This window comes from Kribbella sp. DT2 (assembly GCF_049844575.1).
Lineage (GTDB): Bacteria > Actinomycetota > Actinomycetes > Propionibacteriales > Kribbellaceae > Kribbella.
Genome location: NZ_JBNCLH010000003.1, coordinates 454,446 through 477,248, shown reverse-complemented (window position 1 = coordinate 477,248; position 22,803 = coordinate 454,446). Strand labels below are relative to the sequence as shown.

Below are 22,803 nucleotides of genomic sequence, written 5' to 3'. Positions count from 1 at the left end.
ACCATGGCAGAACGAGACAACCGAGGCCGGAAGGCTCTCCCGATCACGCCCGCCAGGATCGACGAACCAAGGCACAACCGGGACCAGCGGCCGACGGCCCAGGGAGAGCCAGTCGACGCCGAGTGGTGGGAGGAGGACACCGCGGATGGGACTGGTGGCCCCAGCTGGCAGACCCGCTGGGACCGCACCCGAACGTTCTTCACGACAAAAGCGCAACGCCGGCACGAGGAGCGCGCCCGCCGACGCGAAACCGAGCGCGAACGGGCAAACTCGGCAGAGAATCTCACCGAGCACGAGCACTTGAGACTGTTGCGGGACAACGTCCGCGACGCCGGCGACAAGTACATGGAGTCGCTGCGCAGGTCGATGATCCTCGTGCCCGGGTTCAACGACGACGAGCGCACCGAAAAGCTCAGCGCGATGCAGCGCGTCTACGCCGAGACGATGGTGATGGCCGGCATGCGCCCTCTCAGTGAGGGCGTCACCGCGGCGTCGGTGGTTCGCGTGATGTCCACGATGGCAGCGATGTACATGCTGTCGCCGAACTTCCGGCACGTTGTCAAGGAACGCTTCGAACCGATCTCGACCGCCATCCAGCAGCGGATCGACGCCAAGGCCGAGTCGAAGATGCACTGGGCCCACCAGCAGGCCGCGCAGCTCAATGCCGACATCATGAACACCAACCCCGCTGCGAAACCTGTCGATCCCAACGCCTACCTCTCCAAGAAGTGGCAGCAGCGATACGACGACCTCAAGTTCCGCGAACGTGGGCACCGTGAGATGTATACCGCGCGCTCTGCGGGAATGACCGAAATGGCGCTAACCGAGAACGCGTTCGCGGCGCTGCGCGAGCCCGGCGCGGACACCGAGACGATCATGGCGAGCTACACCACGATGATCGACAGGCTGTACCGGCAGGCCGAGGAGGACGGCGTGAACCGGGAAGAGGTTGCGGAGGCCTCGCGCGTGGTGCTCGGAGAGCGCATTCTGGAGGACCCTCGTGTACAGGTGATGGTCGACGGGTTCGCCCACGGCCAGTGGCGCATGTCTCCCCCACATGACGTGCGGATCACCGGGACGGACCATGTGCAGAAGGTCTGGCGCGGCGACTTCCAGGACTGCACCGGTTGGCCGGTCGATCCAACTCGGTACGAGGACGCCGAGGGCCGCAAAGGCGTGCTGGGCGCATTCACTCTTCGGCCTCAGATGGGTGAGACGGAGCACCAAGACCGGATGGCAGAGACCATGGCTACGACCATGTCGCATGCTGCAGCCCGAGGCGACTTGGAGACTTTCAACCAAGACCTCGTCGGCTACATGCTCGGCTGCGTCGCCCGCGCACAGAAGGTCGACGGCGAGGAAATGCCCGGCGTGATGCCGCAACGCCTTTTTCAGTCGCGCACGATGCAGGCAGCGATGGCCGCGGACGGCGTCAGCGAGAAAGGGCAGCGGCTGCTCTACTCCAACGCCTACGCCGATGCGCTGGAAGCTGTCGACGCCGCCTACCCGGAGTTCGCCCGTCAGTGGGCACAGCGGTACGCGCAAGACTGGCAGCAGTTCACAACCCACGTAGGCAACGACCCGGCTGAGGCCTACGACCGGTGGCACGCACAGCAACGAGGCAGGCCAGGTGCCACATCCAGGTCAAGCAGCCCGAGGGCCGGCCAGTCTTCACCCAGGCCGGCAAATGAGTACGAGTACCAGACCTGACCCGAGCGGACACCACCAACGCTGTGGCCGAACCAGACATACCGGCAACGGCAATCGCCGCCCACGGCGCGCAGTCCGTGCACCAGCACGGCGCAACGGTCTCGTCCTCACCGCCCCAAACCCCCAGGACCACAGCCACGAGATGGAGAGTCTGAAACCATGAGCAGTCAGCAAAAAGGCAACGGGCTGCCCCGCCCGAGCCAGATCGCCTCCGGATTCGGTTTCGTCACACCGAAAGACCGAGCCGAATGGGAACAGGCCCGGCAGCACCAGCAGGAAGGCCGGACGCGCTCCGCTGCAGCCGAGTTCGTGACCTCATCGATAGCGGCCGCCTCCGAGCTCGGCCGCGAGGGAATACAGGCCAAGCTGCGTGCCGCGCACCAGGTCGCAGCCCACGAGGAACGCGACCAGGCCAAACAGACCCGGCGAACCATCACTCAGATCGAAACCATAGACATCCAGGAGCGTGATGGCCGGGACCGCCTCGAGGAGGGCTTCGAGTTCTGAGGGGTGAGCCAGCGGACCGGATGCGAGTGACTTCTCGGAGAGCCAGATCGATTCACTCCGGTGTCCACACCGATCGGCCTATATCAGCGCGAACCGTTCTTTCGCAGAAGTAGAGAAAGCAGGGGCCATGACCATGAACATGTCCGATCAGCGTCAGCGCATCTCGAAGCGAGAGTTCATCTCGCGCGTCGCAGCGCGCAGCGGATGGCCGATCAAGACGGTGAACTCCGTCTACGAAGGGATTCTCGACGAACTCATGGACGCGGTCTCTCACGATGAGACGGTCGCGCTAACTGGCTTCGGACGCTTCTACCGCCAGACGCACAGGGGCCACAAGGTGCACTTCGGACAGTCCGAGGTCGACGACTACGCGGTACTGAAGTTCTCCGCCTCGCGGATCGTGAACCGGCAGCTCGAGCCACAGTCAGCATCCGAATCCGGGCGGAAACTCGTCGGCTCGGCGTAGGCACAGGCTCGAAAAGAGAACCCCGGGCGCAAAAGATCGCGCTCGGGGTTCTGTGTCTATCAAGGCCCAGGTAGATGGTCGTCAATCGTCGGAGAGAACCGCGATGATGACGAAAATCACGACCAGCGGCACAACGACCGCCGCCGTCGCGGCAACGAGGTGATCCAGGTCCAGAGGTGCCTGCAGCCAGGCGAGGAAACGGGTGCAGGTTCTGCTGGCGCCGGCAATGACTCGGCCGAAGAATCCAGTGAGCCAACCGACAAGGACCGCGGCGATGCCGCCACCGAGCACACTGACTGCGACGAAGCGGCGAGTCGTGCTGAACATCAGCCGGCTTTCTCGTCCTGATGGTCATCACCCGCGGCCTGGTCGCCGACATATCCACTGAGGAAGCTGTCCTCCAGCGGGTCGAACCCGCTCTGCCCTGTGAAGTCCTCGTAGTACTCGACCGGATCTATATCGCCGGGATGGGGGCGCACATTGGCGATTGCGTTCGCGATCCACGTTAGCTCGTCAGCGCCCCGCCACTTCGGCTTCGTGCCAAGTCCAAGCGCGATCGCATCGACGACGTCGGTGTCGGTCACATCTCCTTGGGCACCGGCACGCCGAGATGGCGGCTCGGAGGGCTTCAGGACGAAGCCGACTGCCTTGAGCACACCACCAGGGAGTCCCTCTGAGGCGCAGATCGCGAGGTACTCATCGCTGGGCGCTTCGCCATTGGAGAGGCCACCAGCGAGGTAGGCACAGTAGCCACCGATCGTCAGCGACGTTGTGCACCGGCCCTCCAGCGCATTCTTGAGGTCGTCGAGAACGCGGCGTCCATGCGTCTTGAGCACCTCGACGTCGGTGAACTTGAGTGAGGGCTCTTCGGGGATCTCGCCATCTTCGTCGACAAACTCGTCCTCCAACTCGAGGTCGAATGGGTGCCAGCCGAACGCAAGGGGATCGGCGATCTCCTCCAGAGCGGCTGAGCCGGCGCGCCAGTTGAGCTCGGTGTCGGGAAGCGAGGCGACGTACGCCACGCACATTTCTTCGCCCATGGCGGGCTCCTTACATGGGTTGAGTATCGAGTGGTGAGAAGCAGGTCAGGCGATGGCGTGCGGGAGTCGCCAGGATTGGTCGTAGTCGCACGGCTCGGTGTCCAGCGGCGCGGCTTCCCCAGTTGCTGCAACCTGGGTTCACGAGTACGTCCGGTGGGCAGAGCCACCTGGCCCAACTACCAGGAGGCTGGGCCCCGCGACACGGAATGGCACCGACCACCGTATCGAACGCGACGAATGGAGGAACGTGTTCATGGGTGGTCCTCCGATGCGGTCTGGCGCAGTTGCTCGAGCCCTTCGGCGATGTCGTCGCCTGCGAGGTGGCGTACGAGTTGCAGGCTCTTGTTGTTGCCCTTGGTCAAGTAGGTGATGGCCAGGTCCGAGGCTGCCTCCAGCGCGGTCATCCGTCTCAGACCGGCGGCGTGCAGGGCCTGTTTGACGGCGGACTCGATCTTCGTGCGGGTCTGGCGATTTCCGACATTCGGGTCTCTCGCCGAACCGATGATGTGATCGCGGCTCACTGGCTACGTCCCTCCTAGGTGGAACCGCCCATTGCAGGCGGACGGAATGGTTGTGCCCCGGAGCCTGACTTGTCCTGCCCCGGGGCGGCCGGTCAGTACTTTGTGCGGCGGCGCTGCAGCCGCCAGCGATACAGCGCGCTCGGAACGCGGTTCGACTTCCGCTTGTTGTGCCGGTTGCAGAGCAGCTGTCCGTTCCATAGGGCGGTCTGTCCGCCGCGGCTCCAGGGGACAATGTGATCGGCTTGTGTTCCCCGTGCTGGGCAGCGACGCCAAAGAGGTGACTTGTGTTCGCAGCGTCCGTTGGCCTGACGGATCAGCAACTGCTTGTCGGGCCAGCTGTAGAACCGGATCGGGTCCCGCCAACGCCGTTCGCGACAGGTGATGGTCGCCAGGACCAGGATCCCGGCCGCTGCGATCGCCAGGCAGGTGATCAGGAGATGTGTCTGCATCGCGCTCACTGCAGATCGTTGCTGAAGGCCACTACCGCACGTGCCACGGCCAGGACGCCCTGCCACCCGGTGGCCGCGGGATCGTCGGTGAGCCGGCGGATCTCGGTACCTCGGGAAACGTGGAAACCGCGCGCATGGTCGTGAACCTCGACCATCGCGTAGGGCTCGTCGAACTCATTAGCAAGTACGGAGATGTCCAGGCCGGGCACGAACCCGGACTCGCGCAGGCCGAAGACGACCTGTGCGACGACGGTGATGAAGTCAGGGTGCCGGTGGAGCGGTAGGTGGTCGTCCTTGAACGTCTCGGGAGCTACAAGGGGCTCGCCGGTCGGCGAGCAGTCGGCCTCGCTGAGGGCACGGCTGAGTCTCTCGTCGGAGAAGGTGTGCCCGGGATGGAGCTCCTCGACGGTGGTGATGCGGCGTTCACAGTGTGGGTCGGTATGCCGAGCCTCATTGGCGGCTTCGGTCAGGCTCCCTGCTTCGACGACTGTCACGATGCGGGCCTCGTCCAGGCGCAGGCGGGTCCCGCGGGAATCGCGGCACTCAGTGCCGGGATCCAGTTCGGAAATGACGCGATACTTGGGCATGAACAGGCCTGCTTCCCGGTCGGTGTCAGAAATCGATGGACTGTTGTCGTGTCCGGCGCAGTACCACCGAGATGGCGGCACGGGGCTTCTCGTCGTCCTGCCGGTCTTCTTGGTCGCGGGTGTCGACTGTCTCGAAGGCACCGCGCGGCAAGAGGTAACCGTCCTTCGACGGCACGGCGTCGCGCACACGGAATCGCAAGGAGATCTCCAGATCCCAGACGTCGATCGACTGCATGCCGTCGCGGTTGAACAGGTCGACCTGACCGGAGACCACATCGGTGTCGCCGTCGTCCCAGGTGATGTAGGCATCCACGTACGGGGTGAAGCGCTCGTTGCGCTTGATATTCAGGTCGCCGATGACGTCGGCGAACTTCTCGCCCAGCCCGAGTTCGAAGGCGATCGCGCGTAGGTGGTCGAAGTTCACGTCGTACTTGCGGGAGAAGTCGACGATCTCGGCGATCTGCTCGTCACGAATTCCCGGCACCTGATCGCGGAGGTAGTGGGCAACCATCTCGGCGTCGGGGTACGCGAAGCGCATGTGATAGTGGAAGCGGCCGGGACGATTGATCATGTAGTCGCTGATATGACGCAACTCGTTGACCGAGACCACGTAGAGACGCTTGGTCGTGCTGAGCCCGTCGAAGAGGCTCAGGAACTGGTTCTGTGCTTCGTTCTCGCCTTCGTTCGGGAAGACCTTCTCGAACTCGTCGAACACGACGACGGCCTCACCCAACTCGTCGAGGAACGAGGCAAGTCCCGGGGTAGAGTGCTGGACGAGCACGGTTGGTAGGCCGCGTTCATCGCGCATTCTCTCGGCGATCATCCGGACCATAAGGCTCTTTCCCATGCCTTTGTCACCGGACAGGATGACTCCCAGCGACCGGTTCATGGCCGCGTAGCCGCTGGCGATCCGGCGTACGCGCGCCGCGTGGTCGCCGTAGATGGTCTCCTCGCCCTGCGCTAGGGGGTCGGCGCGGTGCAAGGTGTAGCCGCTCAGCTCCGAGAAGGCGATCGTGTAGGTGGCGACCGGCAGTCGCTCGTAGGTCTGCACGGAGTCGCCGTACAGGCGGTACGTACCGCCGGAGGAGACGATCGTGGAAGCAGGCATGAAGAGCTCTCGCTTTCGCAGGGTGTGTGAGTAGTTGAGGGCTGGTGCACTCAGCAGTGGTTGCTCACTCGGCAACCCCAATGCCCTCGCGTGTCAGCCGGCTACCTCGTGGCCGGTCGGGCGTCAGGCGACGACAGCTCGTCGCTGACGTCCAGCTCCGCTTCGTGGCGTGTACGCCGGAGGGGCGCACCCGGCCGATTCGCTGGGCTCGCTTTGTAACCAGTTGGGCCGCCAGGACGGAATCGACCGACAGCGACTGTCTCGTCAGCTCCGTGCACCCGGTCACAAGAACAGTTGCGCTTGGTGTCGCGAGGTCCACTGCGACTTCCGTTGCCGTGCTCCCGTCCGCAGGGGCACTTCTTCCACCTGTAGTCCGGGAGGAGTTCGGCCGTAATTTCGGCGTTGCTGGTGTCCATGGGGAGCTCCTTTGACTGGGCGATCGGCCCAACCTGTATCGGCTGGTCGCGCCGGCGGCCGATCCTGTCCGCGTTCGAGAGACGACAGGCCCAGCCGAGCGACTGTCGGTAGTGGCTGGAAGACTTCTCGTGAGCCACACGAAACGGGTCTATGCCAGCTATCACGAAGCGTTCTGGGGAGGTTGCGATGGCGGCGAAACACAAGCCTGAGGACTACGCCCGATGGGGCATCCCCAAGCTCGCCAAAATGCCACAGGTGTATGCGGTCGATGTGTCATCGCAACACCGGCGAGTGGTCTTCCTTCGCGCAGGTGGCAAGGACCAGCCTGTGCCAGGCGATGAACCCAAAGGCACCATCGCAGAGCGAACCTCCAACAAGGCTAAGAAGCACTTCCACTGCTTGGTTGACGGTTGTGGACCGTTCTCCCATGTCCAGGCCGGCAGCAAGAGAGATGGCTGGGTCCACCCGCGCGACAACGACGCGAACACGCAGGACGACCACAGCCCGGAGAGCCTGTGGCATCGCCACGTGAAGCACATGTTCGCTAGCTGGGCCTGCGACGAGCTGGGCAGCAACAACATCAGCGTCTGCCATATCGACGACCGGGTCTTGACGACACCGCTTGGTGAGGTCAAGCCCGACGTGTATATCGAGACCCTCGACGGGCGGCGGATCGCGATCGAGATCCAGCGATCGGCCGGTAAAGCGATCAACATCGCGGACAGACACGAACGCTACGAGTCAGTCGGTGTCGTCGACTGGTGGATCTTCTCCAGCCTTCAGGAGACCTGCAACGTGTACCGCGGCGGAGGGCTATATCAGCGTGTCGTGCCGACCGCCTCCCAAGCCGACATGATCAGCCGCGGTCAGCCCTTCTACTGGTTCAATCACGCGACCAACCAGCTAGCGACGCCTTACAGCTTCCACCAGCCGCGGTATGAGCACCGAAGCGACGAGGCCTGGGACGGTATCGATCTGCCGGGGCTGATGCACAAACCGATGAGGGGCCGTCGGCACAAGTCCTACATCTACCTCTACGTGGACGATCTCAACGCCTGCGAGATAACACCGCAAGGGCATCTGTGGTCCCCCGGCGACGAGCGCATCGTGCGAGCTCAACGCAAGGCAAAGGCGATGGAGCGGGGATTCAGGCAGAGAGCCGCGGCGCAGTACCGCGCACTAGCTGCGGCGCAGGCGAGCGCTACACTCCATGTTGCCCTGACTGTCGCTGCCGACTCCGCGGACCCGCGTGTCGAATCGCCTCCGACGCCCTCGGCAGCCCGCCCTCTGCCCTCCCAGGTGCTGGAGGCTCCACCAGGTGCGGCCCAAGATCGCGGTCGACCAGACATGCTCGCGCCCGCGAGCAAGGCGCGAACGTCCGGCAAACCGATCTCCTCACCGAGCACTGCCCAGCGAACGTCCCCGTGGCGTCGTCTGCTGCGCCGATTGGGAATGGCAGCAGAATGAGCGCGGAAGAACCTATCGCCGTCGACGACGGCAACACAGTCGTTGAAGACCTTGTTCACTAGTAGGGCCGCATCGTGGAGCAGAGGCCAGAGCCCAGCCGGGCGGACACAGTCTCCGCCTACTTGAACGCATGGCCGATCGCAGGGACGATGCCGCCTCAGCCCAGCCACAACGATCCAGCAGCTCCAGGCTGTCCAAGCTCAGTCCTAATGCCGACAACACGCTGCACCGAGGCGACGGTCCTAGCTGCTTCAACAGCAGCCCTGGATGCGCCAGGTTGGCATCAACCGGCCCTGTTGTTCGGGCTGAGGACTCGTCGCAGGGGGGTGGGGATCTCGGTCGGCCGGTACACGCCGTCTGTTTCGTCGAGTGCGGACTCGGTGAGTGCAATAGTCGCCGGCATGAGGAAGGTCGCCACGAGTGCGGCAAGTCGCTGCTCGTCCGACAGGACGAGGTCCGGAATCTGGCCGGGAGCGGCAAAGAACTGTTCTGCGCGGTCGGCAAGACTCGCTGTGCGGGACTCACGGTCGGGAAAGTGCTCGGCGATGGTCTGGCCGGGACCGTATTCGGTGATGACCGAGAAGAGCATCTGCGGTGCCGTGATCCGGTCCGAGGCGACGGCTTCGCAGCTCCGCCTCGAGGTTGTGCTTTCGTAGACTTGGACGTCCCATCGTCGGCATAGTTCGGCGATCTTGTTGACGACTCTGTCGGGGTCGGTTCTCCCCTGTGCCATGTGCAGGTCGCGCAGTTCGTGGATCAGGGAGGCGCGTTCGGCGGTGATCGGGCCGGCCAGGAGCTCGGAGCTGGTGAGGATCCCGATGCACTGACTGAGTCGTTTCTCGCGTGTCTCGTACTGGTCGCGAAAGACAATCCTGTTGTCGTGGCAGATGATGAGGTCGTAGGTAGCGAACCGGCTCTGGATGAGTTCGTCAGGCTCGTGGCGCATGCCGATAGCAGTCATAGCGAACTCCTTTGAGCTGCGGTGTAGACGTGGACAGGGAGAGAAACCGCAGGGGTGAGGTGGCTGCTGGAGGAGTCACCTCACCCCTGCGGTCGGTGTGCGGCAGGTCGTGGTCAGACGGCCTGGGCGACCGTGGAATAGTCACCGGCCACGTCGGGATCGGCCTCGTCATCGTCCAGAAGATCCGGGTCGATGCCGGCGGCACGTGCGGCGGCTTGGGCATCACGCTTGGTGAGCAGGGTGATGATCTGCTCGTATCTGCTCTCGATCGGTGGGTTCTTCACCGTGCCGTAGGACAGGATGTATTCGGTCTTCTTGGCGCGGGTGAACGCGACGTAGAACTCACGGCGGCTGGCCTGAGTCATCGCGGAGTTCTCCTTGTGCAGGACCACGACGTTGTCGAACTCCATACCTTTGGCACCGTGGATCGTCGAGACCAGCAGATCAGCATCCGACTCGGCGTTCTTCGCCTTGCGCTCGCGGTTCTTCTGGTTCACCATCGACTGGCGTACCGCGTTGTGTCGGATCTCGAACGAGAGCAGGCTGTCTCGCAGGCGCTCGAAGAAGTCGGGTTGCGTGAGCGTTCCCTGTAGGTAGAGCTGTTCCCATCCACGGACTGTCGTGGCGTTCTCCAGCCACCACTTCGACACCATGCCGATCACGGCCGTGGCGACCTTCTGGTTTCCGGCGTTCCTGGTGAGTTTGTCCAGGTTGTCCTTGATGCCCTGTGTCACTACGAATGAGGCGTCGGACGGGCGGACCTGGAGGACGTCGTTCCAGAACAGCTTGATGTACTTGGAGAAGACGTCGGTGGCGAAGACCTTGTCGCTCACGAGCGAGGCGATATGCCGTTGCGGGTACTTCTGCTGAAGCGCGGTCTGGATCACGGTCACCTCGCGGCGCGAGTACGCCAGGAAGCACACTTGTTCGCCGCGGTCCAGGCAGTCGTCCACGTACCGCGAGATGGTGCTGCTGACGATGCCGGCCAGGTCTTGGGTGACGAACGAGGTCAGTTTGGAGACGGCTCGGTAGTCGAGCGTGACCTTTTCCTGGAAGGATTGGGCTGTCGGGACCGCCAGAGAGTTGGCATGTAGCTGGATTCCGGCGAACTGATTGGTCTCCAAGTCGCCCAGGACGACGTTGGCAAAGTCCAGGATCTCCTGGTTCGAGCGGTAGTTGGTCGTCAGCTTGAAGGTCGCGAAAACGCCGGAGCCTTCCAGTGTGTTGAGCGCGCGGGGGTTCGCCGAACGGAATTCGTACAGCGTCTGGCTGGCGTCGCCGACGATGAACAGTGACTGGGCGTGCTTGGTGATGTACTTCAGCACATAGATGAACTCGAAGATCGAGTTGTCCTGTACCTCGTCGATGATCAGGTACTTGCACTGCACGTGCGCCGGCTCGGCCATCGTGTCGATCCGCTGGTAGCAGATGATGATCTCCAGCTCGAGCGACGTTTGCTTGATCGTGTCGAGCATGGCGATGACCTCGTCGAAGTGGTTCTCGATGTAGGTGTTCAGCGCCGTAAACGCACCTGTCTTGTTCTGGTCGACCTCGAGCAGGCGCATCCGGAATCCGGCGGCAAAGTTGCTCTTCGGGTAGAAGATGTCGATCGAGTTGATGATCGTGTCGATACTCGACAGCTCGTGGGTCGGGTGGTTCAGCTGGTAGATGTCGTTGATCATCCGGGCGATGGTCATCGATCCGACATCGGGATTCTTGGCGGTGATGTTGTCTGCCGCGGCGTTGGTGAAGCTCAGCACGGTGACGTCGGATGCGGTCACACCGCAGCTCTCGAGGTACTTGATGCGCTCGAGGATCACGGTGCTCTTGCCGGTGCCCGCGCCAGCCTGGACCATCACGAGGGGTTCGTGTGTGGTGAGCGCGGCGCGTTGCTGGATGGACAGGTGCGCGGGCAGGGCCGGGGCGCCTGCCGGCGGGCTGGCGGTGGTCAGCTGCGCCTTCATCCCTTCGAGGTGGGACAGTGTGTGGCTCATCAGCAGGTTGAGGTTCTGCTTCGAGAGCGCCGCGGCGGTCTCGTCGCTGAATGTGGCCTCGATCTTCTGGTGGATCGAGCGGTACGCCTCAAGCGGGACGTTGTAGTTCTCCAGATAGCGCAGCTGCACGGCCAGAGCGTTGAGTTGCTGGTCCGTCGCCGAGCCCGGGAGGCCGTCGATGTAAGCGAGGACCTCCTCGGCAATCACCTCGGAGTCCCAGATCTCGGCTTGGTGGGTGATGCGATCGTGGACGTTGAACTCGCTCGTCAGCCAGCCCGCCAGCACGTCTGGGTTGCGGTGCGTCAGGCCGACAGCCCGGAGAACGTCGGCCACGAAGGCAGCGGCGTTGTCCATTGGGCTGGTGTCCCAGCTCACGAGAACAGCCGCGTCGCGGCCCGCCAGGCCGGACGCCTCCGCAATGATCGGTGCACGCTTGGGCTCGGCGGTCGCCGTCCTGACGAAGAACAGCTCCATGCGGTACTGAACGATGAAGTCGCGGCTCATCCTGGAGACACCGTTCGCGCCGCCGTTGGCGTCTTCGAAAAGCTTCGCGCCCTGTGGTGTCATGTCGAAGGCGATGTCCCAGTCCGCCGAGCCGGTCTCGATGGTGCAGCGATCCTGAGCCTGAGGGGTCGCGAGAGTGAAGGCGCCACCAGGCTCGCTGAGCGCCCGGCGCAGCACCGGGGCGAACGGGATGCTCATGGTCGTGATTCCATGCTGGGTCGAGCTCGCCTTGACCTCGATGTGATCGATAGCGACCGCGGTGTAAGCACTGTTGTTCGCGACGCTGGCCGGGCGCAGCTCGCCATGCAGCAGGCCAGTCATGTGCTTGCCGTTGCCAGTGAGCTTCGAGGAGAAGAACTTCGGGTCGACTGCTCTGGCCGTCGTGGCCGCGTTCGTGAGATCGATGTCGTCAAGCAGGAGGGGCATGGCGCACGCTTTCTGGGATCCGGCGAATGTTGACTGGGATGGCGTGCCGCGAGGCACCGGTGTGCTGTGTGTGAGAAGTCAGAACTCTGTTCTCTTCACCGACAGAAGGGCCGGCAGTGCGTATCGGGCACGGCGCTGGCTGGGCGCGCAGCGATGAATGCGAGGTCGAAGCCGCCCCTGGCTGACCGCAGTCGGGCAGCCGGAGGCCAAGGTCTCGACGCCCCACCCGTCGGGGCCGTCAGGCCCCGAACACCGCGCGCCGCAGGCAGCGCGCGGTGGATCGCCGCCTTCACTTCCCTTGGCAGCCAACCGGCCTGCTTGCCAGCTGGGCTCAGACGCTGAGCTCCAGGTCCTCCCCGGTGCCGCAGATCTGGGAGGCAGGCACGACTGGGTAGGCTGCTTGCGCGGCGATCAGGGTGTTTTCGATCCAGGCTCTGATGGCGCGTGCCGCGGGACGCGCACCGTGACTAGGCACGAAGGTCTGCTCGGCAATGGCAGACAGCTCACCGTCCGGGATGGTTGCGGGTAGCACCTGGCCGAGCCGCGGCTTCGTAGCAAGGATCCGACTGCGCTGTTGCACGTAGTGCGCTGTGAGGATCTGGCAGTAGACCTGCGCATCGATGAAGTTGAATCCGACGATCAGTGAGAACCGGCCGAGCAGCTCGGTGTCGAAGAACTGCGCGAGGGCGGTGTTGAGGCTGCGCTTCGAGACGGTCTTCTGGCCGGAGCCGAAGCCGATCTGCTTGCCGTCGAGCGAGTCCCGCGCAGCATTGGTCGTCGCGATGACGAATGCCTTGGAGAAGTCGATCCGTTTTCCCCGGGCGGTAGTGATGTAGCCCTCGTCGAGCGCCTGCATGAACAGGCGCTGCACCGCACGGTCGGCCTTTTCGAACTCGTCGAGCAAGACGACTCTGTGCGGGTTGGATTCGAGTGAGTCGAATGGCAGCTCGGCGTTCGAGTCCGATCCGACGTACCCGGGAGGCGCTCCGATGATCCGCGACATGGACGAGTCGTGGTGGAACTCGGTCATATTCAGCGCGATCGGCTCCTGGCCGGTCAGCTGCTCGGAGATGATTTTCGCCGTCTCGGTCTTGCCAACGCCGGAGGCGCCCGCGAACAGCCACGCCATGGGTGTCGTGCGCGGGAACACGTCGAGCTCTTCGCGCGAGATGCGGTCGACGAGGATGGCGAGTACGGAGTCTTGTCCCTGCAGGCGCTCCGTCAGGGTGGTGCTCAACAGGGTGAGGTCGACAATGTTCTTGATGCTGTTTCCGGTGAGCATGCGCCGGGCGACGTCGTGGACCCGATTCTCGGTGAGAGGGACGCACGGGATCGCCTGTAGCGCCTGCACGGCGGCGGTGTCGCCGCTCACGATCGCTGCGGTGATGAGCCGCTTCTGCTCGAGGACTCGGTCGGCCATGGCTCGATCCAGGAGCGTGATCGCGTTGTCGGGCCTGTGGGACCCCGCATGGGAGTTCTCATCCGCGACCCGGACCACTGAGGCCAGGACTCTGTCGTCGACCGTGATCTGCTGCCGGTAGTGGGCCAGCAGGCCCGGCCGGATCTTCTTCAGAACGTCGTGGGTCTGGTCGGCGGTGATCTCGTCGACGACGAGCCGGGAGAACCGGCGCTTGAACGCGGGGTCGTCGTCGAGCGAGCGGGCCTCTTGCGTGGTCGTGGCGCCGATGACCTGCATGTCGCCGCGTGCCATGGCTGGCTTGAGGATCTGCGCGATCTTCGCGTAGGTGCCACCGTCGGAGCCAGCGGTCAGCTGATGGATCTCGTCCATGAACAGGATGACCTTGTTCTTGGGGTCGGAGGCGTAGTCGACGATCGACTTGACCTTCTCCTCCAGCGCGCCGAGCAGGGAAGACCCGGCGACGAGATTGGAGATCGGCAGCTCATAGACCGTGTGGTTCTTGAGCCGGTCCGGGATGAGGGTGTCGCCAAGGGCGATGCGCCGGGCGATGTCTTCGACGATCTTGGTCTTGCCCACTCCGGCGGGACCGACGAGTAACGCGTTGGGCTTGGTCTTGCCGATCAGGATTGACAGGACCTGCTCGATGATCCGATCGCGAAATAGCGTGGGATCGGCGTTCTGGTACTTCTCGTTGTAGTCGATGAGCATCTCCTCGACCGCATCGAGGTCGTCGCCGGAACCACCGCTGTTGCCCGTGGGCAGGCCGGAGATCGCGAAGCCGGGGGGCACCGGAGAGCCGCCGGATCCGGTCGGCGAGTCTGCGTCATCATCGGGACGGCCTGTGAAGTTCTGGAGGCCCATGGATCGTGCTCCTTCGCGGGAGGTGTGGGTGACAAGATGCGACGACGGCGCCAACCGGAAAGTGAGTGGCACCGTCGTCGGGATACGACGACTCAGGCGATCATTCCCAGCAGTCGCTGCGCGGTGGCCGGCTCGATGTGCTGCATGGACCTCGTGAATTGCCTGGCGCTGGAGACCATGGCGTCCCAGTCCATGGCGCCGCATGGTGCGTAGTACAGGTTGGCCGGGTGGTCCTCGCGTGTGGACGGTGGTGACCATTCGAAGTCGGTGATGACCAGGCTCAGCCGGCGCTTGCGCACCGCGCTCGCGTTGATGTAGCGCCAGATCTGCAGGTAGTCGGTGCCGCCATCGACTTTCGGGACCTTGCGGAATTCCCGCCAGATCTGGGTGATCGACTTGTTCTCAACCTTCAGCAGCGTCTCCTGCGAAAGCACGTGGCTGAATGAGTTGAAGTACAGGTTCACGTTGAGCTTCTTTGCGATCCGGATCAGCATCAGGACCGCTTCCTGATAGTTGGCCTCCGTGATCGATCCGGATGTATCGACGTAAACGTGGAGGTCCGGCATGTAGCTGACGCTGATGATCCGGCCGGCCTTGTTGAAGTCGTCGGGGTCACGACGGTTCGCCTTGAGAAACGTGGTCTTCGATTTGCGGAAGATGTTCTGCGACCGGTTGACCTTGCCCATCCGCATCAGCACCCGTGTAAGCGCCGCGAACAGGTCGACCTTGGAGGGCGGCTGCTTGCGGAACAGCACTCGGGCTGCCCTGGCTGCCTGTCGGCCGGGCTGCTGCAGGCTAGCCATGGCCTTGGCCTTGGCGGTTGCCCGTTGCAGGGTCGTGAGCTTCGACAGGGCCTGGTGCGAGACGACCTTCACCGGCGCGGCCAGTGCCTGGTTGATAATTCTCCATTCGCTGGTGACCTTGCTGGCGCGAGCTCTTGCATGCGCTTCAACGCTCACCAGGACGAGCGACCGCGGGCAGAACAGTTCGCCGACCGTGAACGGCAAGATGCCGGCGGTGTCGACAACTGCTGCGGTCTGGGACCGCGCGTGAGCCCCTTGCTGCTCGACGTAGACCATCAGCATGTGCACAATCAACCGGGCGAACGAGAACTCGTCGTTGCCGTCGGCGTCATCGGCACGTAGCTGCAGCGACTCGGTCAGGCCTTTGAGTGAGAGTGCGGCGAAGTCGCCCATCAGCTTCACAGTCTGAGCAGGCAGCCCCGCGCTCATGGATTGGACCTGTCCGGTGAGCCACGCCTTGAAGTCATCGAACGCGGCCGCCGACTGGAACCAGAATCCGAGCGTGTCCGGGTGGTAGGCGTAGGCCAGGGTCGCGAAGAACTCGTCAGCGCTGCCGGATCCTGACAGGAGCCCCTTCGCGGCGGGGATCACGTCCTCGCGGGCCGTGTAGATGACAGTGCGGCTCGGAGCGGGCAGCTTGTGTGCTCGCCCAGCCTGGGCAGCGAACAACTCGCCGACCGGTAGCGGTGTGCCGTGGTCGTAGCTGACCAGGGTCTGGCCGAGCAGCTCCTTCATGGTCTGCTCTGCCGACGGCTGGGCGGTGTCGGTCAGACAGGACATGAGCAGCTGCTCGATGTCTGGGCCAAGGTCATTGCCGTTGGCATCGGTGATACTCACCGGTGCAGTGGGGTTGAGCGGGGTCCGCAGCGGATCAACGATGACGGAGGTGATGGCAGGCAGTGGGTCGTAGTCCCCCTTGCACGAGATGGTGTGTACGGGGTCGAGCACGGCCGGCTTCTGGTTGGTGACGATGATCGTCATGACGGCGCGTCCCTCCTATCAGGGGTGTCTGATGCTCGGCCGCGGATCAGAGAAACGCCGAGATCATCGGCTTGACCGTGTCCGCCACCCTCGTTCCGCTGTTGAGAAGGGCCTCGACGTTCTGCGTGTCGGTCTGCTGCGCGGACAGCATCTCGACGAGCGTCCGCATGTGCGCCGCCTCGATCTGATTCGTGGCCTGGGCGAGCTGTTCGATCAGCCGGCTGTTGTCGTCGTGCTCCTTCAGTGCGTAGAGCAGCGAGCCGGACTTGTCGGAGTCGGTGAGGTCCGCGATGAGCGCCGCCAGGTCGGTGACCGATTGCGCGGCTTTGAGGTCGACGTAGCAGTTCGGTTTCGGGACGTTGATCTGGTTGGTTGCCGCCTGGCCGTTGCCGCTGGCGAGGTCCTCGGCGATCACCGAGACGACCTGCACTGCGAAGGTCGTGTTGCCCACGTGTGACTCGACGGCTTCGTTGAGGACCGTGGTCTCGCGGTCCCCGATCGTCGTCTGCATGGCCAGGTAGCGCGACAGCTGTGCTCGGTCGGCGATGTTCAGCCAGCGTGACAAATTGTCGATTGTGCGCGGAGTCGTGAGCTGGTTCATCTCCTCTCCGGAGTCGAACAGCTCGGCGAACGAGGAGGTGGTGGCGTCATCGTCATCGTCGGGGCCGTCGGCGGCGACGATTCCCGAGATCGCCTTCTGGAAGACCAGCGCCGGGAACTGCGTGAGGACCTTCTTCACCCACGGGTTGAGCTCGTCTCCGAGGATGCTCATGAGCGTCGCGGCCTCGGGCTCGACACGGTAGATCGAGAAGCGGGACAGGCTCGCTTCGTCGAGCGTGGTGACGTTGCCCTTGTCGTTGCCGGCCACGATGATGCGGACGTTCTTGGGCAGCTCGACGTGTCCCATGCGGCGCAGCGTGACCAGGGTCAACGCGCCGGAAGTGACATCGGAGGTCGTGCGGTTGATCTCGTCGAGGAACAGGATCGGCCACTCGCGCGGGTTCGCCTCGGCATAGTCGATGCAGTCCTGGATGACGTGGTGCGGGTAGAAGACCTGCTTGTAGGACCCGCTGTCGGTCGGAACCAGCCTCGCACCTGTGAGGTCTGCCTTGTCTGCGAGCTGGTTGCAAGGGAGCACGAAGGCCTTGGTGTTCATCGAGTACGCCAGTGCCTCGACCCACGACGACTTGCCGATGCCGGGCTCGCCCATGAGGGCAGGAACGATGTTCATCTCGAGGTCCTGACGGATGATCTCGGACAGCGTGTCGTTGAAGCGCATGGTGAGGGTGCCTTCTGTGGTGGGGACGGGGATGTCAGGAGTCGGAATTCTGTTGCGCGACCATTGCTGCTGCGCGGTCGAGCAGGAACGGACGCCCGTTGCGGCGTTCCCTGTGCTTCGCGCGTTCGGGAAGGACCTGCTGGGCTGCCTGAAACAGCAGCCAGGCCAACTCGCTGCTGGAGTAGCTGCGGCCGAGCGAGATGTGCTCGACCAGGTGATTGAGCATCTGGCGGTGGAGCGTTCCGAGGACTGAGAACTCGTATCGGGAGTGATCGCCGCCAAAGTCGTCAAGCGTCTTGAATCGGTGACTTGCAGCTGCGACGGTCTGGCGGATGATCTGCGATCCGCCGGGGATTTCCGGCGCCTCAGCTCCGGTACCGATGTCGGCGGCGGATGCGGTTTGTACCCGAACGCGCTGGGCGAGGAAGGCATACACGTCCGCGACCGAGGTGAACCGTCCCGGGGCGGCCGTGGCGGGACGGGCCGCGGAGGCGGGGTTCGGCGCGCGACGCGTGAAGGTCACCCAGTGGTCAAGCAGGATCTCGTACCAGCCGTGCTCCTCTCGGAGCACGCGTTTGCCGGCGGCGATCGGGAACGCGCTGAAGTTGTCAGGCAGCGGTGTCACGAGGTGAAAGCCGCGCCCCGACATCGACTGCTCGCAGTAGACGACCTCAGGCAGCGCGAGCAGCTGCGCTGAAACTTCCGGTGGACACTCGGACTCGATGTCGATGACCATGAGACCGTCGGTGGAAGCGCGCAGATAGAACGCGGTGTTGGTGGCCGTGGGGAGCCTGTCGGTGAGTTCGTCGAGAACGACGAGGCACTGCTCGTCGACGGACCAGGCACCCCGAAGCCAGTTGTCGTCGAGCAAGGCGCGCAGGTCGATCGGCGCCTTCCGCGTGACCTTCGGATCGTCGGGATCATCACCGAGGCGGCCCGAGATCGTCCACCGGGCGGCACCCGCGAGCGTGCGAATCGCAGGGTTGTCGTAGAAGGCTGTGAACCTGATGCGGGGGTCGTCATTCGTCATCGGCGGCTCTCGCTGTGGGATGTCGGACAGATCGGTGAGGCGAGACCGGACATGGCTCCCTGTATCGAGGCTCGTTTGCAGGGGCCATGCCGGTCCGGGCAGGGATCAGCCCTGGTAGGTGATGCCCGCCGTCTCGCCAGACGATGAGGAATCGCTCCAGGGGTTGGCCGGAGCGGCCACGGCCACCGGGGCACCGACCGCCGAGCCGGCATCCTTGAGCGCGGCGTTCTCGGCCTCCAGGCGCGCGAGCCTGTCCTCGAGGCTCTCTTCCCGCGACGTGGCCGGCGCAGCAGCCGGAGCCGTGGTCGGCGTGCTAGTAGCCGCAGCATGAACTACGGCACCAGCTGGGGCCGCGTGCTGCGGCTGAGGGGCCGCCGGACCCGGAAGGGCGAAGCCGTTCTCGTCGATGACTGTGCCCGTGCCATCGTCGACCGCGGTAGCAGCCGCCGTATCACTCTGCTCCCCCGCTGGAGCCGCGGCCTGGACGGTCTGCGGCGGAACGGCAAAGACGATGCCGCGCGCGGCGAGCTCGGCGGTGCTGGTGTTGCCTGCGTAGTAGCGAACAGGCTCGTTGACGATCACCTGATCCAGCGACAGGCCCCGATTGCTGTACCCCTTGGGCTTGTACACACGCAGCACGAGGGTGACGTCAAGCCCCTGGGCCAGCTCTCGGCCGGACGTGTCCGGCACAACCTTGCCGTCGTCGCCGGGTACTGCGATGCCCGGGAGGTTCTTGCCCTTGGAGTCGATCGAGTAGTTCGCGCCGGTTTCAGGCCGCTTGGCGGAGCCGTAGCGTCGCTCGGCGACGAACCGTTCCTCGACAGTGGGGTTGGCGGGATCCTTGCAGATGACCTCCGCGTGAGTAATGGTCGCGGTGGTGTGCGGCACCTTGACGGCGTTCATGCCGTTCTGGACCTTACGGGCGTCGGATGCCTCGAGGGCGGCACCGTCGATGAGGCGGGTGAGGCGGGAGAAGCCGAGCTTGCCGCGGACGAGGACGAGCTCGCCCTCGGTGAGCTCGCTCGCGGAAACAGAGTAATTGACCATGCTTGGACGCTCTTTCTGTGAGATTGGCTAGCCTGTCTGGATCTTTTGAGACAGGCGGTGAATCGGCAGGCCGGCTCCTATTGAGTGAAGGGCGACTCACGTCGGGACAGAGCTCGTAAACGAACACGCATCGGTGACCACAGCCATCGATGAGAGATGGCAGTGCGCCGCCCGGGCAGAACAGGCGACCGACTGGTTCCTGCGACCCGCGCACGGGGTCGGCGCTGCACCATCGGCAGATGGCAAGTCAGCGGACCGCCTGGTCCAGCAGCGGGCCATTCAGCCGGCATCGATGGAGGCGTCAGTCTGCCGCGGGCTCACAGCTGGAGACTCGACGCGCAGACACAATCAGGAACGAGATCAATGAGCTCGTATCCAGCGCTCACCATGCGAAGCTGCGGCTCGGCCAACCGTTTTCTGCCGGGATGACACCACCGGCCCCGCCGTGCTCCTCGCCGTACCCGTGACCGACGTCAGTCGGTCTGCAGTTGCGCGCTGGGTACCACCGGGATGAACGCGTTCCCTCACTCGACCCCACGGGATCTCACTGAGGCGGTCGAGGTGGCGTCTTGTCGAGATACGGACGGCTATCGTCCCCAATTCACATGACGCGATCCTCAAGGGCGACCCTGGGGCTCCACAGGGGACCCGGAGGATAGACAGAGGTCGTAGATAGGCAGAGCCCGGGCGGGGGCTCTGGTCTTGATTTAGGCGATCTGTAGCGACGGATCGCTCATGCTGCGCCGGCATCATCAGACTCGTCGGGTCCGAGTACAAAGCCGCGGGCCTCGCCGCTTTGCATCAGGTCCGGGAGGTGCGCCAGCACCACTGCCTTCTGGGTGGCTCGACGATCAGCGTCGATGTCGTATTCGCGCACCGCGTCCATGTTGACGACCCACCCGTCCTCGCGGGCTACTGCCTCCTCGAGCTCCGAGCCGGGTGTCACGGGCATCTCGGTGTAGTCGTGGTCGAACTCAGGTGCGACAGCGAGCTGGTCACAAGGCTCCACCACAGGGAGCGTGTCCGCGCTGACACGGCGGCCCTCATCGTCGAACGCAGTGAGGAACACCCGGTCTGCCCGCTTGGTGTTGTTGACGTGAACGGCTTCGACAGAGGTGTCGACGATAAAACTTGTCAGCCCAAGACGCTCGCGGACGCGAGCCCGAGTCTCGTGGCACCACATGATGCATCGTGCCTTCTTGAAGCCCTCAAATTCTCCCGCGCTGGACGCCTCGGGTTGCTGGTAGCTCATCGGTGCGCCCTTCAGGCGTGCGGTCGAAGAACTCGGCGACACCCGGCGCCGGCTCGTCGATGACCGATGTGGTCCCAGTCCTCGAGCCCCCTACCAGCGCACCGTGTCCGAAACACCCGCTGACCGCCGTTTCGCACGGCAACCACCTCCCATGTAGTCGCAGTTTTGGCCCCCCTCCCTGCTCCCCCAGCTGGTCGCTGAACCAGCAACAGAAGCCTATCCGCTGGTCCTACCTGTCGCGGAGGAATTGTGTGGAGCTGTGGATAAGTACGTTGACACTGCTTGAGCATCGCTTCCCGACCCCCGTCGAGCTGTCCGATCGCGTGTGTGTCTTCTCCGGGCCGCCGCACCCTGTCAGCGTGTTGTACGCGGCCGCCCGCACTGCCGTCCACACGACCTCCGCCACCGCAGGCGCCAAGTACCGCGATGGGCGGGAGGAGATGTGGAAATAAGGCTCCGGAACCTTGGATGTTCTCGGCACCCAACCTCCAAACCGCTGAACAGGCCGACCATCATTGCCTCCGGCAATAGACAAAATCAAGACCTATCGGTCTCGATTGCACGAACCTGCAACGCACATACACCGGCGTGTCAACTCCCTTAAATGCGCCCACACAACCGTCAGCACCCGCACATGCACGTGCATCCGCACGGCCATCGCCATGTGCAGGCATGCATAACTGCATCAACCGACGCCGGGAGCGGCATTAACATTTGATCAAATTAGCAGCGAGTTATGCGCCGGGCACCCATTGTGACGAATACCAGAAATGTGAAGAAGTCTCGCCAATTGCGGACGCGCGCGAAGGGCCGTCGACCACCGCGGCGGGAGGTCGTCGGGTGCCTGTGCACTGGCAACGGGCTACCGCTCGCACCCGCGCCGGCAGCATCCCGCTCGGCGCTGTGGTGTCGTCTCGACGGCGTCGGACGCGGGTGCGGATTCAGGAGGGCCAGCGCCCCGTGGAGACGAGTGCGTGCTAGCAGTCGAGGAGCTCGCAGACCGGACACTCGGGCGCCCCTTGCGGAGGAGCGTGCTGGACGGTGAACCCACAAAAGCAGCCGGTGGGGGTGCCGTCGGTGACGTGCATGAAGGCGTTCTCGCGGCCTCGGATGTGAGCGCGGGCATCAACTATTTCCTTGGGTTCGGCGAAGCTGACGCCGCTGACACCGAGCGGCCCGAGGAGGCCGGAAATGGCTTTTCTCAGAGTTCCGGTTGCTGTCTGGCCTCCGCCAATATTCATGCCATTGGAGAAGGCTGCCAGTTCGGCATTGTTCGAGGATTGCTGCGATTGACCGGGATTTGAGTTCTCTGTGTCGCCACGGGATGTGAAGTCACGCATAGGTGTTTCTCCCCTGTTGCAGGTGATATACGGGAATTGCGCGGCTCGCCATTACCAGATCACGCCTTTATGACTCAGATTGGTGTCGGCGCCGTCTTCGAACGGATTCTGCCGAGCGTTGGACAGTTTGCCGCCATGGACGATGACCAGCGGCGCAACCGTTGTGGCGTCGGTATCGGTCAGGACTTCGTCCAGCACGGCGCGGCCGCTGTACCAACCGAGCTGGGGAGCGTCGGGATTGCCGGCCCGCCACACCCAGAGGTGGCGTTGATTGCTGCCGTCGATCAAACGGGACTCGGCTGGGAAGCACTCCATGGCCTCGGCCTCTGATCCACACAGTTCAGACTTGATGCGCTGGATATCGCGCCATGTGATCGGTTCGGGTTGGCGATCGCGGCGGCGGAACGACAGGTGCACATCATGGGTCCCTTCGAGGCCTGCCCACCGCACGCTTCGGTCGTGGCGAGTCGCTACCAGTACCGTGTAGCGGCTGTTTTGCCAGACCTGCTCGCCGGTGGTGGTGTTCTGGTGTCGCGCGAAGGGCGTCCACGGTTCTTGGTGACCTGCGGCCTTGGCCGGGTTGCCCGACCTTCTTCTGGTCTTGGGCATCTTGGTTGCCTCCTATCGGTTGTG

General features: G+C 63.9%; 20 protein-coding genes. 5 read left to right on the top strand and 15 right to left on the bottom strand.

The window, feature by feature from the left end; all coding sequences use genetic code 11:
- Positions 1 to 3: 3 nt before the first annotated feature.
- The 3 genes from ACLQ2O_RS15630 (at position 4) to ACLQ2O_RS15620 (ending at position 2,683) form a co-directional block, all read left to right on the top strand.
- On the top strand, positions 4 to 1,710 hold the full coding sequence (locus tag ACLQ2O_RS15630; protein ID WP_425831769.1) for a hypothetical protein: 1,707 nt from the start codon (positions 4 to 6) through the stop codon (positions 1,708 to 1,710).
- Between the two features lie 159 nt (positions 1,711 to 1,869).
- Positions 1,870 to 2,217, top strand: coding sequence for a hypothetical protein (locus ACLQ2O_RS15625; RefSeq protein WP_425831767.1), 348 nt, complete (start codon positions 1,870 to 1,872; stop codon positions 2,215 to 2,217).
- A 127-nt stretch (positions 2,218 to 2,344) separates the two neighbouring features.
- Positions 2,345 to 2,683, top strand: a complete 339-nt coding sequence (locus tag ACLQ2O_RS15620) for an HU family DNA-binding protein (RefSeq protein WP_425831765.1) — start codon at positions 2,345 to 2,347, stop codon at positions 2,681 to 2,683.
- Positions 2,684 to 2,764: 81 nt separating this feature from the next.
- Here ACLQ2O_RS15620 and ACLQ2O_RS15615 read toward each other — a convergent pair whose 3' ends face one another.
- The 6 genes from ACLQ2O_RS15615 to ACLQ2O_RS15590 form a co-directional block, all read right to left on the bottom strand.
- A complete protein-coding gene (locus ACLQ2O_RS15615) occupies positions 2,765 to 3,010 on the bottom strand; it encodes a hypothetical protein (RefSeq protein WP_425831763.1) in 246 nt (81 codons plus the stop codon).
- The gene (locus ACLQ2O_RS15610; protein ID WP_425831761.1) at positions 3,010 to 3,723 is read right to left on the bottom strand and encodes a hypothetical protein; all 714 of its coding nucleotides are present in this window, start codon (positions 3,721 to 3,723) and stop codon (positions 3,010 to 3,012) included. The genes ACLQ2O_RS15615 and ACLQ2O_RS15610 overlap by 1 nt, the downstream gene beginning before the upstream one ends.
- A 251-nt stretch (positions 3,724 to 3,974) precedes the next feature.
- Positions 3,975 to 4,244, bottom strand: a complete 270-nt coding sequence (locus ACLQ2O_RS15605; RefSeq protein ID WP_425831759.1) for a hypothetical protein — start codon at positions 4,242 to 4,244, stop codon at positions 3,975 to 3,977.
- A gap of 92 nt (positions 4,245 to 4,336) precedes the next feature.
- Positions 4,337 to 4,693: an HNH endonuclease gene (locus tag ACLQ2O_RS15600; protein WP_425832618.1), complete on the bottom strand. Its 357-nt coding sequence runs from the start codon at positions 4,691 to 4,693 to the stop codon at positions 4,337 to 4,339.
- A gap of 5 nt (positions 4,694 to 4,698) precedes the next feature.
- A complete protein-coding gene (locus tag ACLQ2O_RS15595; RefSeq protein ID WP_425831757.1) occupies positions 4,699 to 5,280 on the bottom strand; it encodes a hypothetical protein in 582 nt (193 codons plus the stop codon).
- Positions 5,281 to 5,305: 25 nt separating this feature from the next.
- A complete protein-coding gene (locus ACLQ2O_RS15590; protein ID WP_425831755.1) occupies positions 5,306 to 6,331 on the bottom strand; it encodes an AAA family ATPase in 1,026 nt (341 codons plus the stop codon).
- Between the two features lie 660 nt (positions 6,332 to 6,991).
- Here ACLQ2O_RS15590 and ACLQ2O_RS15585 point away from each other — a divergent pair.
- Positions 6,992 to 8,272: a hypothetical protein gene (locus tag ACLQ2O_RS15585; protein ID WP_425831753.1), complete on the top strand. Its 1,281-nt coding sequence runs from the start codon at positions 6,992 to 6,994 to the stop codon at positions 8,270 to 8,272.
- A 283-nt stretch (positions 8,273 to 8,555) separates the two neighbouring features.
- Here ACLQ2O_RS15585 and ACLQ2O_RS15580 read toward each other — a convergent pair whose 3' ends face one another.
- The 8 genes from ACLQ2O_RS15580 to ACLQ2O_RS15545 all read right to left on the bottom strand — a co-directional run bounded on the left by ACLQ2O_RS15580 (position 8,556) and on the right by ACLQ2O_RS15545 (position 20,830).
- Positions 8,556 to 9,233, bottom strand: a complete 678-nt coding sequence (locus tag ACLQ2O_RS15580) for a hypothetical protein (protein WP_425831751.1) — start codon at positions 9,231 to 9,233, stop codon at positions 8,556 to 8,558.
- A gap of 113 nt (positions 9,234 to 9,346) precedes the next feature.
- Positions 9,347 to 12,214, bottom strand: a complete 2,868-nt coding sequence (locus ACLQ2O_RS15575) for a UvrD-helicase domain-containing protein (protein ID WP_425831749.1) — start codon at positions 12,212 to 12,214, stop codon at positions 9,347 to 9,349.
- Between the two features lie 274 nt (positions 12,215 to 12,488).
- Complete coding sequence (locus ACLQ2O_RS15570; protein ID WP_425831747.1) at positions 12,489 to 14,438, bottom strand: AAA family ATPase; 1,950 nt, start codon at positions 14,436 to 14,438, stop codon at positions 12,489 to 12,491.
- A gap of 92 nt (positions 14,439 to 14,530) precedes the next feature.
- The gene (locus tag ACLQ2O_RS15565; RefSeq protein ID WP_425831745.1) at positions 14,531 to 16,222 is read right to left on the bottom strand and encodes a hypothetical protein; all 1,692 of its coding nucleotides are present in this window, start codon (positions 16,220 to 16,222) and stop codon (positions 14,531 to 14,533) included.
- A 46-nt stretch (positions 16,223 to 16,268) separates the two neighbouring features.
- Positions 16,269 to 17,501 carry an AAA family ATPase gene (locus ACLQ2O_RS15560; protein WP_404645227.1) on the bottom strand — a complete coding sequence of 411 codons (1,233 nt, stop codon included), beginning with the start codon at positions 17,499 to 17,501 and terminating at the stop codon, positions 16,269 to 16,271.
- A gap of 34 nt (positions 17,502 to 17,535) precedes the next feature.
- Complete coding sequence (locus ACLQ2O_RS15555; protein ID WP_425831743.1) at positions 17,536 to 18,531, bottom strand: hypothetical protein; 996 nt, start codon at positions 18,529 to 18,531, stop codon at positions 17,536 to 17,538.
- A 105-nt stretch (positions 18,532 to 18,636) separates the two neighbouring features.
- Positions 18,637 to 19,578, bottom strand: coding sequence for a hypothetical protein (locus tag ACLQ2O_RS15550; RefSeq protein ID WP_425831741.1), 942 nt, complete (start codon positions 19,576 to 19,578; stop codon positions 18,637 to 18,639).
- A 733-nt stretch (positions 19,579 to 20,311) separates the two neighbouring features.
- Positions 20,312 to 20,830, bottom strand: coding sequence for a hypothetical protein (locus ACLQ2O_RS15545; RefSeq protein WP_425831739.1), 519 nt, complete (start codon positions 20,828 to 20,830; stop codon positions 20,312 to 20,314).
- 1,031 nt (positions 20,831 to 21,861) lie between these two features.
- On the opposite strand from ACLQ2O_RS15545, the gene ACLQ2O_RS15540 reads away from it, so the two are divergent.
- Positions 21,862 to 22,134 (top strand): hypothetical protein, encoded by a 273-nt coding sequence (locus ACLQ2O_RS15540; RefSeq protein WP_425831737.1) that lies wholly within the window; start codon positions 21,862 to 21,864, stop codon positions 22,132 to 22,134.
- Positions 22,135 to 22,221: 87 nt separating this feature from the next.
- Here the strand turns inward: ACLQ2O_RS15540 and ACLQ2O_RS15535 are convergent, their stop codons facing one another.
- Positions 22,222 to 22,779 carry a DUF7694 domain-containing protein gene (locus tag ACLQ2O_RS15535; protein WP_425831735.1) on the bottom strand — a complete coding sequence of 186 codons (558 nt, stop codon included), beginning with the start codon at positions 22,777 to 22,779 and terminating at the stop codon, positions 22,222 to 22,224.
- Positions 22,780 to 22,803 lie beyond the last annotated feature (24 nt).

Excerpts from the sequence above, each read along its gene's own strand:
- ACLQ2O_RS15550 (WP_425831741.1), bottom strand. The coding sequence starts at position 19,578 with ATGGTCAATTACTCTGTTTCCGCGAGCGAGCTCACCGAGGGCGAGCTC.
- ACLQ2O_RS15585 (WP_425831753.1), top strand. The coding sequence starts at position 6,992 with ATGGCGGCGAAACACAAGCCTGAGGACTACGCCCGATGGGGCATCCCC.
- ACLQ2O_RS15560 (WP_404645227.1), bottom strand. The coding sequence starts at position 17,501 with ATGCGCTTCAACGACACGCTGTCCGAGATCATCCGTCAGGACCTCGAG.
- ACLQ2O_RS15625 (WP_425831767.1), top strand. The coding sequence starts at position 1,870 with ATGAGCAGTCAGCAAAAAGGCAACGGGCTGCCCCGCCCGAGCCAGATC.
- ACLQ2O_RS15545 (WP_425831739.1), bottom strand. The coding sequence starts at position 20,830 with ATGAGCTACCAGCAACCCGAGGCGTCCAGCGCGGGAGAATTTGAGGGC.
- ACLQ2O_RS15610 (WP_425831761.1), bottom strand. The coding sequence starts at position 3,723 with ATGGGCGAAGAAATGTGCGTGGCGTACGTCGCCTCGCTTCCCGACACC.
- ACLQ2O_RS15565 (WP_425831745.1), bottom strand. The coding sequence starts at position 16,222 with ATGACGATCATCGTCACCAACCAGAAGCCGGCCGTGCTCGACCCCGTA.
- ACLQ2O_RS15535 (WP_425831735.1), bottom strand. The coding sequence starts at position 22,779 with ATGCCCAAGACCAGAAGAAGGTCGGGCAACCCGGCCAAGGCCGCAGGT.
- ACLQ2O_RS15600 (WP_425832618.1), bottom strand. The coding sequence starts at position 4,693 with ATGCAGACACATCTCCTGATCACCTGCCTGGCGATCGCAGCGGCCGGG.
- ACLQ2O_RS15580 (WP_425831751.1), bottom strand. The coding sequence starts at position 9,233 with ATGACTGCTATCGGCATGCGCCACGAGCCTGACGAACTCATCCAGAGC.
- ACLQ2O_RS15620 (WP_425831765.1), top strand. The coding sequence starts at position 2,345 with ATGACCATGAACATGTCCGATCAGCGTCAGCGCATCTCGAAGCGAGAG.
- ACLQ2O_RS15615 (WP_425831763.1), bottom strand. The coding sequence starts at position 3,010 with ATGTTCAGCACGACTCGCCGCTTCGTCGCAGTCAGTGTGCTCGGTGGC.
- ACLQ2O_RS15555 (WP_425831743.1), bottom strand. The coding sequence starts at position 18,531 with ATGACGAATGACGACCCCCGCATCAGGTTCACAGCCTTCTACGACAAC.
- ACLQ2O_RS15570 (WP_425831747.1), bottom strand. The coding sequence starts at position 14,438 with ATGGGCCTCCAGAACTTCACAGGCCGTCCCGATGATGACGCAGACTCG.
- ACLQ2O_RS15595 (WP_425831757.1), bottom strand. The coding sequence starts at position 5,280 with ATGCCCAAGTATCGCGTCATTTCCGAACTGGATCCCGGCACTGAGTGC.
- ACLQ2O_RS15630 (WP_425831769.1), top strand. The coding sequence starts at position 4 with ATGGCAGAACGAGACAACCGAGGCCGGAAGGCTCTCCCGATCACGCCC.